This is a genomic window from Streptococcus bouchesdurhonensis (genome assembly GCF_948472335.1).
Genome location: NZ_CAOKTW010000009.1, coordinates 170,343 through 187,053 on the forward strand (window position 1 = coordinate 170,343; position 16,711 = coordinate 187,053).

Annotated in this window: 9 protein-coding genes; 7 read left to right on the forward strand and 2 right to left on the reverse strand. The window is 41.7% G+C overall.

Annotation, left to right across the window (positions count from 1 at the left end; genetic code table 11):
* The 5 genes from QMQ21_RS14870 (at window position 1) to QMQ21_RS14890 (ending at window position 4,259) form a co-directional block, all read left to right on the forward strand.
* The gene (locus tag QMQ21_RS14870) at window positions 1-999 is read left to right on the forward strand and encodes a uroporphyrinogen decarboxylase family protein (protein ID WP_049499508.1); all 999 of its coding nucleotides are present in this window, start codon (window positions 1-3) and stop codon (window positions 997-999) included.
* Window positions 1,000-1,010: 11 nt separating this feature from the next.
* Window positions 1,011-1,889, forward strand: a complete 879-nt coding sequence (locus QMQ21_RS14875; RefSeq protein ID WP_023946740.1) for a transporter substrate-binding domain-containing protein — start codon at window positions 1,011-1,013, stop codon at window positions 1,887-1,889.
* A 177-nt stretch (window positions 1,890-2,066) separates the two neighbouring features.
* Window positions 2,067-2,759 (forward strand): amino acid ABC transporter permease, encoded by a 693-nt coding sequence (locus QMQ21_RS14880; RefSeq protein WP_004256697.1) that lies wholly within the window; start codon window positions 2,067-2,069, stop codon window positions 2,757-2,759.
* 3 nt (window positions 2,760-2,762) lie between these two features.
* Window positions 2,763-3,485 carry an amino acid ABC transporter permease gene (locus tag QMQ21_RS14885; RefSeq protein WP_033686286.1) on the forward strand — a complete coding sequence of 241 codons (723 nt, stop codon included), beginning with the start codon at window positions 2,763-2,765 and terminating at the stop codon, window positions 3,483-3,485.
* A 9-nt stretch (window positions 3,486-3,494) separates the two neighbouring features.
* Entirely contained in the window at window positions 3,495-4,259 is a 765-nt protein-coding gene (locus QMQ21_RS14890; RefSeq protein WP_084947842.1) for an amino acid ABC transporter ATP-binding protein, read from the forward strand.
* Between the two features lie 75 nt (window positions 4,260-4,334).
* On the opposite strand, the gene QMQ21_RS14895 is transcribed toward QMQ21_RS14890, so the two are convergent.
* A complete protein-coding gene (locus QMQ21_RS14895; RefSeq protein ID WP_261814710.1) occupies window positions 4,335-8,231 on the reverse strand; it encodes a pullulanase in 3,897 nt (1,298 codons plus the stop codon).
* Window positions 8,232-8,345: 114 nt separating this feature from the next.
* On the reverse strand, window positions 8,346-9,824 hold the full coding sequence (locus QMQ21_RS14900) for an AcpB/EbpR/MafR family transcriptional regulator (RefSeq protein ID WP_261019169.1): 1,479 nt from the start codon (window positions 9,822-9,824) through the stop codon (window positions 8,346-8,348).
* A gap of 483 nt (window positions 9,825-10,307) precedes the next feature.
* Here QMQ21_RS14900 and rpoB point away from each other — a divergent pair, with 483 nt between their 5' ends.
* Together rpoB and rpoC are read left to right on the forward strand one after the other, a co-directional pair.
* On the forward strand, window positions 10,308-13,913 hold the full coding sequence (rpoB, locus tag QMQ21_RS14905) for a DNA-directed RNA polymerase subunit beta (protein WP_261814712.1): 3,606 nt from the start codon (window positions 10,308-10,310) through the stop codon (window positions 13,911-13,913).
* 38 nt (window positions 13,914-13,951) lie between these two features.
* Window positions 13,952-16,711: DNA-directed RNA polymerase subunit beta' (gene rpoC, locus QMQ21_RS14910; protein WP_261814713.1), on the forward strand; the 2,760-nt coding region annotated here is incomplete at its 3' end.

Here is a 16,711-nt window from a genome sequence, read left to right on the forward strand (position 1 = left end):
ATGTCAGAAAAAAGAGAATGGGTTTTAAAAGCATTTAGAGGAGAAGTGGTTGACCGTGTACCTGTAGGTTTTTGGCACCACTTTACATCAGAAGAGGAATGGTTAAAGGGATTTTCCAATCCTGTGATTATTGAAAAGAACATACAAGGTCACAAACGTTTTATCCGTGACCTACATCCAGACTTTATCAAGTTGATGAGTGATGGCTATTTTGCTTATCCAAATCCAGTTATTGCCAAAGGAAAGTCACTCCAAGAGTTGGCAGAGATTCAACCTCTGGGTGAAGATCATCCGTGGATTAGAGAGCAGGTAGAATTAGTGAAGAAGATTAAGCAGGAGTTTACGGAAGATATTGTTGCTATTTACAATATTTTTGCGCCTGTGACCTACCTCAAATGGTTACTTGGAGAAGTGTCTGGTGGAGATGATCTCATTGCAGATTTCTTAGTTCAAGATTCTCAGAAATTGAAAAAAGTCCTTGATGTGATTGCGCAAGATATCGCTAGCTTGAGTCAAGCTATTATTAAAGATGCAGGAGCAGACGGTATTTATCTCAGTGTGCAAAGTATTCAGGATGCGCGTGTTTCTGCTGAAGCCTATCAGGAGATTATTGCGCCGAGTGAACTGACTGTTTTAAAAGCGGCTAAGTCGGTTGGTGGGGTAAATATCCTTCATATCTGTGGCTATGAAGGAGCTCGAAACGATATTCATATCTTTGCCGACTATCCAGCTCATGTTTTTAACTGGGCAGTTGGTCCAGAAGGAATTAGCCTAAAAGAAGGTCGTGAGATTTTCAAGGGTCGTGCTGTTCTGGGAGGATTTGAAAACGGTGAAGATGGCCTTCTTTATCGAGGCAGTAAGGAAGAAATTCAAGCTGAAACCAAACGATTGGTAGAAGAAACAGGAAAAGAGGGCTTCATACTTGGAGCAGATTGTACCATTCCGAGTGATATTGCAGTGGAGCGTATCCAGTGGGTGAGAGAGGCATTAGATAAATAAAGGAGAAGAATATGAGTAAGAAAACATGGATTATTGGTGGAGTTGCGGTTGCGGCAGTGCTTGGAGCAACGATTATTGGTAGAACTTTGGCGGGAGCATCTGCTAAAGGTGCAGATGCAGTTTCATCTGGACAAGTAACAACTTTAAAAGTTGCCCATACTCAAAACTATGTCCCTTATGATTTTATTGACGAAAAAGGGGAATCAGATGGTTATGAAGTCGCTGTTTTAAAGGCGGTTGATGAGAAATTAGCAGATTATAAATTTGAGTATACTGGAACTAGTGATGATGATCTCTTGATTGGACTTGAGTCTGGCAAGTACGATATTGGAACTAAAGGTGCTTGGTATACAGATGAACGGGCTAAGAAATTTATTATTCCATCTGAGCCAGTAGGAGCCAGCATTATTGGTTTTACTGTTAGAAAAGAAGATGAAGCCAAATATAAGAATATTGATGATTTTGCCAAAAATAAAGGAAAATTAGTACCCATCTCTCCTCAAAATGCCCAGTGGAATGTCATCAATAGTTATAACGAGAAGCATAAGGATACACCAATTGAGTTGACAGCTGCTGAATCCTTCAAGGTGGCAGATGCTTATGCTTGGGTTTTAGAAGGACGATATGATGCCTTCTTTGATATCAAGTTATCTTTTGAAAAAGCAGTGACAGCAGAGGATGGTTCTTACCACCAATATGCGGACAAACTTAGCTGGTTCCCTTATAAAGGAATCCCAACCTATCCATTGATTCACCGTGATGAAAAGGGTGAGAAGTTTGCTAAAGAGTATGAAAAAGCTATTAAAGAATTAAAAGAAGACGGTACTTTAGCTAAGCTTTCTCAAAAATACTTTAAAGAAGACGTCTTTAGCTACGTTGATAAAGATTAGATGAACAATCAGGAATGTTATACTCTTCGAAAATCTCTTCAAACCGCGTCAACGACGCCTTGCCGTAGGTATGGTTACTGACTTCGTCAGTTCTATCCACAACCTCAAAACACTGTTTTGAGCAACCTGTGGCTAGTTTGCTTTTTGATTTTCATTGAGTATTAGAAAGAGGTTTATATGGTTTCATATGATTTTTCAAGAGTGTTCCAATTTTTACCAACCTTATGGCAGGCTCTTCCGATGACCTTGTCCATTCTCTTTTTTACTACAATCCTTGGTTCCCTTTTCGGTGGCTTACTGGCTTGGGCTCAAGTGGGAGAAGATAAGACTTTTGCAGGTCTTTCTAAGGGTTATATTTTCACTCTTCGCTGTACTCCTCCTATTGTTTTACTATTCCTTGTCTTTTATGGTTTACCTGAATTTTTAAAATGGTGGTTGAATTTAGATATCAACAACTGGTCTAAGACGGTCTTCGTCTTATTCACCATGGTCTTGCTATTTGCGGCTATCATTGCAGAAGTGTTTAAGGCTTCTTATCAGGCAATTCCCAAAGGTCAGATGGAAGCTGGAGTCAGTATTGGTCTGACCCCTAGTCAGACATTTTGGAGAATCATTTTTCCTCAGGCTTTTCAAGTGGCTCTTCCAAATATGACGACCGCTATTCTAAATTTGATGCGGGACGCTGCCCTAGCATATACGATTGGTTTTGTGGATGTCATGGGGGCTGGGAATCTCTTAATCAGTCGTAATTTGGGGAATTACTCTCTTGAAACCTATACAGCGGTTGCCATTCTTTATTGGGGTGTAGCCTTAGCTGTTTCCTTCTTGAGTCGCTTGTTAGAAAAATCTTTGGAAACGAAAGGGAGATAGGATATGGATTTAGACTATATTGCAAAAACCTTTTTAGAGACCTTAAAAGGGGTACCGACCACCTTGATTATCATGATTGTAGCCATGGTCTTAAGTTTTCTACCAGCCTTGTTTTTAGCTCTGGGACAAATATATAAAGTCAAAGGTGTTCGAACTTTCTCTCTCGTGTATCTAGCTTTTATAAGAGCAACACCTCCGATTTTGCTGATTCTTTTCTTTTATAGTTTGTTTCCGAGTTTGCTCAATCAATTTCTCAAAAGCATAGGAAGTGATGTTGATATCTTTAAACTCAATCCGATCTATTATGCTTTTATTATCTATAGTTTGATGACGACAGGTAGTTTATCAGAAATCTTACGTTCGGCTATTTTGACTGTGGATAAGGGACAATTAGAAGCTGCACAAGCGATTGGCTTAACCACTAGTCAAGCTTATGTGAGGATTATTTTTCCACAGGCCTTGCGATCAGCCCTGCCCAATCTGGCTAATCTAGTTATAAATATTGTAAAAGGAACCTCTTTGGTCTTTGTGATGACCATTAAGGATATTACAGCTATTGCCCGTGTTGAAGCATCTTATGGTTATCAGTATTTTGAATCCTATTTTGTGATCTTTTTACAGTACATTCTTATTTGCGGATTGATTCAATGGGGCTTTTCAATCTTAGAGAAACGCTATATTCGAAGAGAACAGGGACAAGTAGTGCCCCGTACAGGTTTAGCATAGGAGGAGACAATGTTACAAGTAGAACATGTTGCAAAAAAATTTGGAGACAGACAAGTCTTAGAAGATGTTAATCTCAAGGTCAACCAAGGGGATGTGGTTGTAATATTGGGGCCATCTGGATCAGGTAAAACGACTTTTCTCAGATGTCTCAATCATTTAGAAAAAGCCGATAGTGGCTCTTTGAAGCTTGCTGACAAAGACTACGATCTTGGCAAATTGACCAAAAAAGATATTTTAGAAATTCGCCAGAAGACCGCCTTTGTTTTTCAACATTATAATTTATTTGCTAATAAAACGGCCTTGGAAAATATTTTGGAGGGCCTGGTGATTGCTCGGAAAATTCCTAAGGAAGAAGCAACTAAACGTGCGGAAGTTGCCTTAGAAAAGGTTGGTTTACTAGCTTATAAAGATTATTATCCTTCTCAGCTTTCTGGAGGTCAGCAACAACGAATCGGTATTGCCCGTGCCATCGCTGTGAAACCAGAGGTCATTTTATTAGATGAGCCGACATCGGCCTTGGATCCAGAGTTGGTAGGGGATGTTTTAGATGTTTTAAAACAGTTAGCTAAAGAAGGAGTTACTATGGTAGTAGTGACACATGAGATGGGTTTTGCTAGAGATGTAGCCAATCATGTCATTTTTATGGATGGCGGGAAAATTGTTGAAGAAAATAATGCCCATGATTTCTTTAGTCGCCCACAGGAAGAACGAACCAAGCAATTTTTGGCACGAATTCTTTCGGATGCGACCTATAGTGTAGAATATATGATTTGATAGATAGGCTTATCAGGGCAAAAATCAATCCCCCGAGCGTTAAGGCTTGGGGGATTGTTCTATAGGAGGGCTAGTTTAGTTCTCTTTTTTGTTTTTTAGTAAGAAACCGAGACCTAGAAGGGTGAGGAGACTAATTCCTGCAAACAGGAGTTTGTGATCGTTTTTGGTTCCTGTATTTGGAAGTTCAGCTTGTTTAGCTAGGGGGGCAGGTTTATTTTCCTTGCTAGAGTTTTCTACCGATTCGTTTTGAACCGCCTCTTTTACAGATGATGCTTGTGCTTCTTGTGTTGGTTGTGAAGTTTGTGAATCAGTTGTAGCTTGGCTAGGTTTATTTTCCGCATCGGCTACTTTTGCATCTGGTTTTGCAGAATCAGGTTTAGCCTGTGGAGCTGGAGTTTGCTGTTCCGGTTTGACTACTCGGTTTGGAATATTGTCTTGGATATTATATTGCCCTTGTTCTTGTTTTAAGCTAGAAAGGTCAAATTCTGGTTTTTCTTCCACAGCTGGGGCAACGATGGCACCACCTTGAGAGACTCGAAGAACAGTAGCTGTAAGGGCATTTAATTTCAAGCCTTTTTCAGTCCACTCAAGTCCTTTAGGGTTGGCAATTCCTACTGGTCCTGCTTGGTTTTCATCTGCCAAAACTTCAGCATTTCTGAGGTGGGCAAAGGCAGTTCCCAAATTAAATTCGCGAGCTTTTTCATCCGCATTGACAAAGACTGCGTAGATATCACCGTTTGGAGCAGTGATTTGGTAGCCAATTACCACGTCCTCTTTTGCCACACCATTTTGGCCTGGAACAGTGATGAGGTGGACACGGTCTTTGATATCTTGGAGACTCTTAAGTCGGAAGGCATCTGTAGATTGACGAAGGGCAATCAAACCTTTCATATAGTCACGGCTCTTGACATTTTCAGGATAAGCTTTACCATCTGTAGCCTTAGTCCAGTCAAACTTGTTAATAGCATCACTCGAATCGTAAGAGTCATGGATGAAGTAAGGATAGTCAAATGGATTGCCATCCTTATCACGCAACAAGTGAGATTTGTTTGGAACCTTATCCTCCGCTACTGGAGTCTTGTAGGCTGGGTCACGGAATTGTTTGGTGCGACCATATTCCTGACCAGAGTGAATAAATGGAGTTCCTTGAGCTGTCAAAACCATGAGATTTCCAAGTCGCAAACGACGATGAATTTCAGCATAGTTTTCAGCCTTGCTTGGGTCTTTTTTGATAGACTGGGCAATGATGTCAAAGAGGGTCAAGTTATCATGGGCTGCGATATACTGGATAACATCTCCAGGACTATCAGCTTCAAAGTTGGTTGGCTGAGCAATGAGATTTTTAAAAATAGTGTTGATATCACGCTTGCCACCTGTGATAAAGGCAGGTTGACCTTCGTTTGGATAACCAGACTTGAGGTTGTTACGGATGTCATCTGAGAAGACAGCGACAGTATCGGTATGTTTCATCCAATCTTGGTCAGCAGCTTTAGTAGGCATGTTCTCATCACCAGCATAGGTTCTCCAACCTTCACCAAGCATGATTAAGTGTGGATTGAGGGCGCGTGCGGCCTTGTACGCTTCTTCAATAGAAGCTGCATCATGGTCTCCCATCATATCGAAGCGGAATCCATCCACTTTGTAGGTATCAACTAGATATTTGATAGAGTCAACTAGGAGTCGTTTGGTCATATGGTGGGTTGTCCCCAAGCGTCCACCACCAAAGCTAGTGCGAGGTGTCCCATCAGCATCCATAAAGTGGTAGTAGTTTGGCTCTAAATCTTCAAAGATATCGACCTTGGCTGTATGGTTATACACTACATCTAGGATAGCTCCCATACCACGTTTGTGGATCTCGTTGATGAGGTTTTTAAATTCTGCGATTCGTTTTTCTGGATTTTTAGGATCGCTTGAATACATACCAGTCAAGGAGAAGTAGTTTTGAGGATCATATCCCCAGTTATAGTTGCTGTTGCTTGAAGCGTAGTCAGACAAGCGTTCATGGTTTTTCAATTCATTGACAAAGTAGTAAGACAAGACGGGAAGGAGCTGGATGTGGGTTACACCCAAGTCTTTGAGGTAGTCTAGTTTTTCAATAAAGGCTTCAAAGGTACCAAATGGTTTGGTCAAGTCTTTTGCGATAGCGGGATCTGAAGTGAAGTCACGCACATGAGCTTCGTAGATAACGGCATCTTCACGAGTCTTGAAGTTGTGAATCTTACCATAAGTCAAGTCTTGAGGTCCTAGTTTGGCTGGATCTACAAAGGCGGCTTTAGCCACTTTATGGGAAGCGTCTGTTTTTGCAAGATCACTATTCCAAGCAGCGAGGGACTTAGCGTAAGGATCGAGTGCAAGAACAGTTTTACCTTGACGTTCAATTTGGTATTGATAATAGTAGCCAGTGAAATCTGTGATTCCTAATTTATTTGTGCTATCTAGAGTTTGTTTCCAAGTTCCTCTTTCCCCTTTTTCAAGAGCGACAGTTCCAACCACTTTTTCAGGGTCATTCTTGTCGTAGACAACGACAGAAACCTTATCAGCACTTGGTGACCAAAGGGTTAAATCAACCTGTTTTCCTTCTTCTTTTAAGTCAGCTCCAAGTTTGCCATCATAACTGTATGTCTCATCTTTAAGTCGCCAGCTTGTTTTGGTAGTGAATTGGTCGGAATTGTAGCTAACAGTATATGGATGTTTTGTGTCCGAGAAATCTCCGCTGTAGGTCACTTTCTTACCAGCTTCATCTATTGCAACATCAGTAATAGCTACTTTGTTTCCTAGGTGATTAGTGATGTTAGAGTGTTTGAGGATATCCTCTTTTTTAGCACCGACAAGTGTTGAAAAACTACTCTCAATGCTAGAAGTACCTACGTGTTGGGCTCCTGTCATGCGGATATCGTGCACATAGTAGGGGTTGGTGTAGATGGTTTCATCATCGTCTTTGAGGAAAATTTGGCTATGATTTTTTAAATCTGTGAACTTATAATCTTCTTTACGGATTTTCACATCGTCTCCTTGTTTGTTTCTGTCTAGTAATAAAAATCCAAGGTCTTTAGCTGCATCTTTGAGTGGAATATCGATATAACGACCATATTTGCCTGTAGCCGTAAAGTCTGTTCCGTTAGGCCATTCACCACTACTTGGCTCTTTCACATCTCCCCAGTACCAGAGAGATTTCTTGTCATAGTTGCCATCTGTGCGGTAGTAGTTGACGCGAACAGTTCCTGCAGGCTGTGGTTCGTAAGAGAAAACCTTGTTATCTTGGTCCAACCAAGCCTCATTCATCTTTGGTGCCAGTTTTTCTACCGATTTATCTCCGGTTAGATTTTTCCCAGCTGTATTATTGATGAGGAAGCTAATTTTCTTGGCTTGTTCTCCCTTTAATTTGACATCTAGGTAGTAGCCGTAGTCATCTTTTTTGGCATCTTTAAAGGATAAGGCTCCGTTAGGCCAATTTTCAGATGGTTTTTCAACATCGTCCCAAGTCCATAGTCCTTGAGCATCCTTGTTTTCTTCAGGAAGCTTTTTGACATGGATACGGAAGTAGTTGTCTTCTATTGGTTCTTCTGCCTTAGTTTCAGTCGTTACTGGACTCGTAGAAGTAGTTGGTTCACTTGAACGATCTTGTCCGGTTTGTGGGGCTGAATCGGCTGGTGTTGTAGCAGGAGTGGGTACCTCTGTTGCAGCTTTTTCTTCTTTTTTCTCTAGGGAAGCGTTTGCACTATCAGGTGAAGAAAAATCGCTTTCGTTCTTGCCAGCGATGTTTGTTGCATCAGTAAGAGGTTGAGTAAGGGAGGTTGTATTTCTGTTGCTGGGTTCGTTAGTGGTTGGTGTATTTTCGTTTGCTGAGATAGTTGGTGTAGCCATGGCAAGCAGAATAAGGCTTGCTCCAATAAGGACAGAACCAGTTCCATTTTTGAGGGAGCGGATGCTGTAAACCATTTTTTTCTCAGTTTGAGATGGTATTTTTCTCATAATGATTCTCCAATCAATAAATTTCTATCATCAGTATAGCACTTAGTAAAATAAGATGCAAGCGTTTTCCCAAAATTAAAATAAAAGAAAAAATCGCAACAAATTTTGTTACGATTAAGCCAGTCTTTCTTTATGAATTTGAGAAGCAAGAATGTGAAGGTTATGAAATAATTCTGAAGTAGAGAAGTTACGATTATAGATAATTGGTTTAGGAGAGTTGGTGACAGGAAAGGTAGTGATAACAATATCGTGAGGAATTTGATTGAGAACTGAGAAAGAAATCGTAGATTCTTCCCAAGAATCAAAGAGATAGAGATTATTGCCGTAGTGAGCAAGGGTGTCGATAAGGTTTTGTGCGTGATGACTATCCAGATGACTAATGACTAAAACTCGTATTTTGGGAAGTTTTTGAAGTAATTGGACTAAAATTCGCTGCCCTTGGATAGAAAAGGTGTAGACAAGTTCTTGTAGCTTACTTGGGTGATTTTCTAGCCCCATTTCATTCAGGTAAGATTGGAATTTGTGTTGACTGACTTCAAATAGTTTTGGAAATTCTACTTGATAACTGCTTAAAATTTGGGATTTCTGTCTGTCGAGAGACTGGTTACTGAGTAAATGAAAGAAATCAGATTGGGCAGTGTAGTGGAGGAGCCAAATCAATTCCTCGTGATTTTCAATCTGTAGGTGAAATTCTTTAGATAATTCTTCTAAAATTTGACTCAATAAACGATAGGATTTTTGAATCTGATGAATGTCACCTAGTGCTCCATTGTTAGGATTGTTTGTAATTTGAGGAGATTTTATTGGGTTTGAAAATAGCTGTTCTAGTGTTTCCTTTGTAGGTTCAAAATGGAGTTTTTTAGCCAGCTTTTTGATATCTTGTTCAAACTGGGGAATTTGCATCAGAGAGCTGTAGTGACTGGTTAAAAGAGGAGTAGGATTTTCAATCAAATGACTCTTATTAAAGCGCTCCAGATTGATAGCTAGAGTGTATTTGATTTGTCGTAAACTACTGAGGTTGGGTGAAACTTGTTGGGCGTCCAAAAATAGCTGAATCAAGTGAGTGAGTGATTCTTCAGAAATAGAAGGGAAGGGCCAATCAAGAAAGTCGTAACTTTGGCTAAAGTAGTCTAGATAAAAGGCACGAATGCCCTCTTCTTCTCCCTCCATGACTAAAGGGGAAAGTTGGATACTGATGCCATAATGTTGTGGAAGTTTAGTATTTAGATGTTGGATGATTTCCTGAACTCGTTCGCAACTCATCACAAGTTCTTGACACATTTGCACGAGTGATTGTCCCTCATTGAAAAACAACTGGTTCAAAAAAGAATAGGTTTCAGATTGTTTAAAAATCGCAATCCTGGGATCCAAGGTGTTTTGGACTTCAAACTGCAATTGAATGCCTTTTTTTCTTGATTGAAGCAGGAGGTTAGGAAACAATTGCTCAAGCTTAAAAAGGTGTTCTTGCAATTCTTCGATTGAAAAATTCAGCTTCTCAACTAAGACTGGAATTTCTATCCAATCATGGTGTTTGGTTAATTCTTCCAGTAAGAATAGCAAGTCTTGTTCAGTTTTAGACAGTAAGATATTCATCATAAACCTCCCTATATATTTATACATATATATTAAAATAAAGGCCTGGTAAAGTCAAGAAAAACAACCTAGGATAAAATAGGAAAATCGTAATTTACTATATTTTTATTGAACGATTGAACCGAAAATGAAGTTTGCAAAGTGATTGTTGAATTTAATTTTTTATAGGAAAAGATTTTGTCAAAAATTCATCAATCCCCTTGAAAAATCTAGCTAAATAGGGTATAATATGAATAATCATTTGTCGTAGGTTTTGTCTGAAATATTGTCCAGACAAGGCTCACAGCAGTTAAATCTTCTGAAAAAGTCAGATTTAGCTGCTCTTTTTGTGCTTTTTTTCAGGATTTTGCGTGTTTGTAACAAAGACTTAAAGATTCTGAAAATTTATCAAGAGGACACGGTGATAGGGGTTTTTAAAACCATATGACGATTAGAAAAGCCTGATTGACAAGGCTTGGAACTTATTTACAAAGGAGAATCATCTTGGCAGGACATGACGTTCAATACGGGAAACATCGTACCCGTCGTAGTTTTTCAAGAATCAAAGAAGTTCTTGACTTACCAAATTTGATTGAAATTCAAACTGACTCATTCAAAGATTTCCTAGACCATGGTCTGAAGGAAGTGTTTGAAGATGTATTGCCAATTTCAAACTTCACAGACACAATGGAGTTGGAATTTGTTGGATATGAAATCAAGGAACCAAAATATACGCTAGAAGAAGCTCGTATTCACGATGCTAGCTACTCAGCACCAATTTTTGTAACCTTCCGCTTGATCAATAAAGAAACAGGCGAAATCAAAACCCAAGAAGTTTTCTTTGGTGATTTCCCAATCATGACTGAAATGGGTACTTTCATCATCAATGGTGGTGAACGTATCATCGTATCTCAGTTGGTCCGCTCACCAGGTGTTTACTTTAACGATAAAGTTGATAAAAACGGTAAAGTGGGCTACGGTTCAACTGTTATCCCTAACCGTGGAGCTTGGTTGGAACTTGAAAGCGACTCAAAAGATATCGCCTACACTCGTATCGACCGTACTCGTAAGATTCCATTTACGACATTGGTTCGTGCGCTTGGTTTCTCAGGTGATGATGAAATCTTTGATATCTTTGGTGATAGCGAATTGGTTCGCAACACTGTTGAAAAAGATATCCACAAGAACCCAATGGACTCTCGTACAGACGAAGCCTTGAAAGAAATTTACGAACGCCTTCGTCCAGGTGAGCCTAAGACTGCTGAAAGCTCACGTAGCTTGCTTGTAGCTCGTTTCTTTGACCCACGTCGTTATGACTTGGCAGCTGTCGGTCGTTACAAAATCAATAAAAAACTCAATGTTAAAACACGTTTGCTTAACCAAACTATTGCTGAGCCATTGGTAGACTCTGAAACAGGAGAAATCTTGGTAGAAGCTGGAACAATCATGACTCGTAGTGTGATTGAAAGCATTGAAAGTTATTTGGATGGTGATTTGAACAAGATTGTTTACATTCCAAATGATGCAGCTGTTGTGACTGAGCCAGTTGTTCTTCAAAAATTCAAGGTTGTTGCTCCAACTGATCCAGACCGTGTTGTAACGATCATCGGTAATGCTAATCCAGATGACAAGGTTCGTATCGTCACTCCTGCAGATATCCTTGCTGAGATGAGTTACTTCCTCAACTTGGCTGAAGGACTTGGCCGTGTAGATGATATTGACCACCTTGGAAACCGTCGTATCCGTGCGGTTGGTGAATTGCTTGCCAACCAAGTACGTCTTGGACTTTCTCGTATGGAACGTAATGTCCGTGAACGTATGTCTGTTCAAGATAACGAAGTCTTGACACCGCAACAAATTATCAATATTCGTCCTGTAACAGCTGCGGTTAAAGAATTCTTTGGTTCATCACAGTTGTCACAGTTCATGGACCAACACAACCCACTTTCTGAGTTGTCTCACAAACGCCGTTTGTCAGCCTTAGGGCCTGGTGGTTTGACACGTGACCGCGCTGGATATGAAGTACGTGACGTGCACTACACTCACTACGGTCGTATGTGTCCAATCGAGACACCTGAAGGACCTAATATCGGTTTGATCAATAACTTGTCATCTTACGGACACTTGAACAAATATGGTTTTGTTCAAACACCATACCGTAAAGTTGACCGTGAAACAGGTGTTGTTACGAACGAAATCGTTTGGTTGACAGCCGATGAAGAAGATGAATTTACTGTAGCACAGGCTAATTCTCGTCTGAATGAAGATGGAACATTTGCTGAGAAAGTTGTCATGGGTCGTCACCAAGGGGTCAACCAAGAGTATCCAGCTAATGTTGTTGACTACATGGACGTATCACCAAAACAGGTAGTTGCCGTTGCGACAGCATGTATTCCTTTCTTGGAAAACGATGACTCCAACCGTGCCCTCATGGGAGCCAACATGCAACGTCAGGCTGTACCATTGATTAATCCTAAAGCACCTTACGTTGGTACTGGTATGGAATACCAAGCAGCCCACGATTCAGGAGCTGCTGTGATTGCTCAGTATGACGGTAAAGTTGCCTATGCAGATGCTGACAAGGTAGAAGTTCGTCGTGAAGATGGTTCATTGGACGTTTACCACATCCAAAAATTCCGTCGTTCAAACTCAGGTACTGCTTACAACCAACGCACTCTCGTAAAAGTTGGCGATGTCGTTGAAAAAGGCGATTTCATCGCTGACGGCCCTTCTATGGAAAATGGAGAAATGGCGCTTGGACAAAACCCAATCGTTGCCTACATGACTTGGGAAGGTTACAACTTCGAGGATGCCGTTATCATGAGCGAACGCTTGGTGAAAGATGATGTCTACACATCTGTCCACCTTGAAGAATACGAATCAGAAACACGCGATACAAAGCTTGGGCCTGAAGAAATTACTCGCGAAATTCCAAATGTTGGGGAAGACGCTCTTAAAGACCTTGACGAAATGGGTATTATCCGTATCGGTGCTGAGGTTAAAGAAGGTGATATCCTTGTAGGTAAAGTAACACCTAAGGGTGAGAAAGACCTTTCAGCTGAAGAACGTCTCTTGCACGCTATCTTCGGAGATAAATCTCGTGAAGTGCGTGATACTTCTCTTCGTGTACCACACGGTGCTGATGGTGTCGTTCGTGATGTTAAGATCTTTACACGCGCAAATGGAGATGAGTTGCAATCAGGTGTCAATATGCTGGTTCGCGTCTACATCGCTCAAAAACGTAAGATCAAGGTTGGAGATAAGATGGCCGGACGTCACGGAAATAAAGGGGTTGTCTCTCGTATCGTTCCTGTAGAAGACATGCCTTATCTTCCAGACGGAACTCCAGTCGATATCATGTTGAACCCACTTGGGGTGCCATCACGTATGAATATCGGTCAGGTTATGGAGCTTCACCTTGGTATGGCTGCTCGTACTCTTGGTATTCACATCGCAACACCAGTCTTTGACGGAGCAAGTTCAGAAGACCTTTGGTCAACTGTTAAAGAAGCAGGTATGGATAGCGATGCCAAAACGATCCTTTACGATGGACGTACTGGTGAACCATTTGATAACCGTGTTTCTGTCGGAGTCATGTACATGATCAAACTCCACCACATGGTTGATGATAAATTGCACGCGCGTTCAGTCGGACCTTACTCAACCGTTACCCAACAACCACTCGGAGGTAAAGCTCAGTTTGGTGGACAACGTTTCGGTGAGATGGAGGTTTGGGCTCTTGAAGCCTACGGTGCCTCAAATGTCCTCCAAGAAATCTTGACTTACAAGTCTGACGATATCAACGGACGTTTGAAAGCTTATGAAGCCATTACAAAAGGAAAACCAATTCCAAAACCAGGTGTTCCAGAATCCTTCCGAGTTCTTGTCAAAGAATTGCAATCTCTTGGTCTTGACATGCGTGTCCTAGACGAAGATGACCAAGAAGTGGAACTTCGCGACTTGGATGAAGGAATGGACGAAGATGTCATCCACGTAGATGACCTTGAAAAAGCCCGCGAAAAAGCAGCACAAGAGGCTAAAGCAGCCTTTGAAGCTGAAGAAGCTGAGAAAGCAACAAAAGCGGAAGCAACAGAAGAAGCTGCTGAATAAGAATAAGCAGTTCACTTAGAATAGAAAGGGAAGAAATAGTGGTTGATGTAAATCGTTTTAAAAGTATGCAAATCACCCTAGCTTCTCCAAGCAAAGTCCGTTCATGGTCTTATGGAGAAGTCAAAAAACCTGAAACAATCAATTACCGTACTTTGAAACCAGAACGTGAAGGACTCTTTGATGAAGTTATCTTTGGTCCTACAAAAGACTGGGAATGTGCTTGTGGTAAGTACAAACGCATTCGTTACAGAGGAATTGTTTGTGACCGTTGTGGGGTTGAAGTAACGCGTACAAAAGTTCGTCGTGAGCGTATGGGGCATATCGAATTGAAAGCTCCTGTATCTCACATCTGGTACTTCAAGGGGATTCCAAGCCGTATGGGCTTGACCCTTGATATGAGCCCTCGTGCCCTCGAGGAAGTTATCTACTTTGCGGCTTATGTGGTGATTGATCCTAAGGATACACCACTTGAGCACAAGTCTATCATGACAGAGCGCGAATACCGTGAGCGCTTGCGTGAGTATGGCTATGGATCATTCGTTGCCAAGATGGGTGCCGAAGCCATCCAAGACCTTTTAAAACAAGTAGATCTTGAAAAAGAAATTGCTGAACTCAAAGAAGAGTTAAAAACAGCTACTGGACAAAAACGTGTCAAAGCTATCCGTCGTTTGGATGTTTTGGATGCCTTTTACAAGTCTGGAAATAAACCTGAATGGATGATTCTTAACATCCTTCCGGTTATTCCACCAGATCTTCGTCCAATGTTGCAGTTGGATGGTGGCCGTTTTGCCTCATCTGACTTGAATGACCTTTACCGCCGTGTTATCAACCGTAACAATCGTTTGGCTCGTTTGCTTGAGTTGAATGCACCAGGTATCATCGTTCAAAATGAGAAGCGTATGCTTCAAGAAGCGGTTGACGCTTTGATTGACAATGGTCGTCGTGGTCGTCCAATCACAGGACCAGGTAGCCGTCCTCTTAAATCATTGAGCCACATGCTTAAAGGTAAACAAGGACGCTTCCGTCAAAACTTGCTCGGTAAACGTGTTGACTTCTCAGGACGTTCCGTTATCGCCGTTGGTCCAACGCTTAAGATGTACCAATGTGGTGTGCCACGTGAAATGGCGATCGAGCTCTTTAAGCCATTCGTGATGCGTGAAATCGTTGCACGTGATATCGTGCAAAACGTCAAAGCTGCTAAACGCTTGGTGGAACGTGGAGACGAACGCATCTGGGATATCCTTGAAGAAGTGATCAAAGAACACCCAGTACTTTTGAACCGCGCACCGACCCTTCACCGTTTGGGTATCCAAGCCTTCGAGCCAGTCTTAATTGATGGTAAGGCCCTTCGCTTGCACCCACTTGTCTGTGAAGCCTACAATGCCGACTTTGACGGGGACCAAATGGCCATCCACGTACCGCTTTCAGAAGAAGCCCAAGCAGAAGCTCGTATCCTCATGCTCGCTGCTGAGCACATCTTGAACCCGAAAGATGGTAAACCAGTTGTTACACCATCTCAGGACATGGTTTTGGGTAACTACTACTTGACCATGGAAGAAGCTGGTCGTGAAGGTGAAGGAATGGTCTTCAAAGACCGTGACGAAGCTGTTATGGCTTACCGCAATGGTTATGTTCACCTCCACTCACGTGTTGGTATCGCAACAGACAGCCTCAACAAACCTTGGACAGAAGAGCAAAAACACAAGGTATTGCTTACAACAGTTGGTAAAATCCTTTTCAACGACATCATGCCAGAGGGTCTACCATACTTGCAAGAACCAAACAATGCCAACTTGACAGAAGGCGTTCCAGCTAAATACTTCTTGCCACTTGGTGGAGATATCAAGGAAGCTATCAGCAATCTTGAACTTAACCCTCCTTTCAAGAAGAAAAACCTTGGAAATATCATCGCTGAAATCTTCAAACGTTTCCGTACGACAGAAACTTCTGCCCTACTTGACCGTATGAAGAACCTCGGTTACCACCACTCAACTCTTGCAGGATTGACAGTGGGTATTGCCGATATCCCAGTCGTTGACGACAAGGCTGAAATCATTGAAGAATCACACAAACGTGTAGAACAAATCACCAAACAATTCCGTCGTGGTATGATCACAGATGACGAGCGTTACAATGCTGTTACAGCTGAATGGCGTGCTGCCCGTGAAAAACTTGAGAAACGCTTGATTGCCAACCAAGATCCTAAGAACCCAATCGTTATGATGATGGACTCTGGAGCCCGTGGTAACATCTCAAACTTCTCACAGCTTGCCGGTATGCGTGGTCTGATGGCTGCTCCGAATGGACGTATCATGGAATTGCCAATCCTTTCAAACTTCCGCGAAGGTTTGTCAGTACTCGAAATGTTCTTCTCAACTCACGGTGCGCGTAAAGGTATGACCGATACGGCCCTTAAGACAGCCGACTCAGGTTACTTGACTCGTCGTTTGGTTGACGTTGCCCAAGACGTTATCATCCGTGAGGACGACTGTGGAACAGACCGTGGTCTCCTTATCCGTTCTATCGCAGAAGGAAAAGAGATGATCGAGTCTCTAGAAGAACGTCTCAACGGTCGTTACACTAAGAAAACCGTTAAACATCCAGAAACTGGTGCAGTGATTATCGGTCCAAATGAGTTGATTACAGAAGACAAGGCGCGTGAAATTGTCAATGCTGGTGTGGAAGAAGTGACTATCCGCTCTGTATTTACATGTAACACTCGTCATGGTGTATGCCGTCACTGTTATGGTATCAACTTGGCGACTGGTGATGCGGTTGAAGTTGGTGAAGCAGTTGGT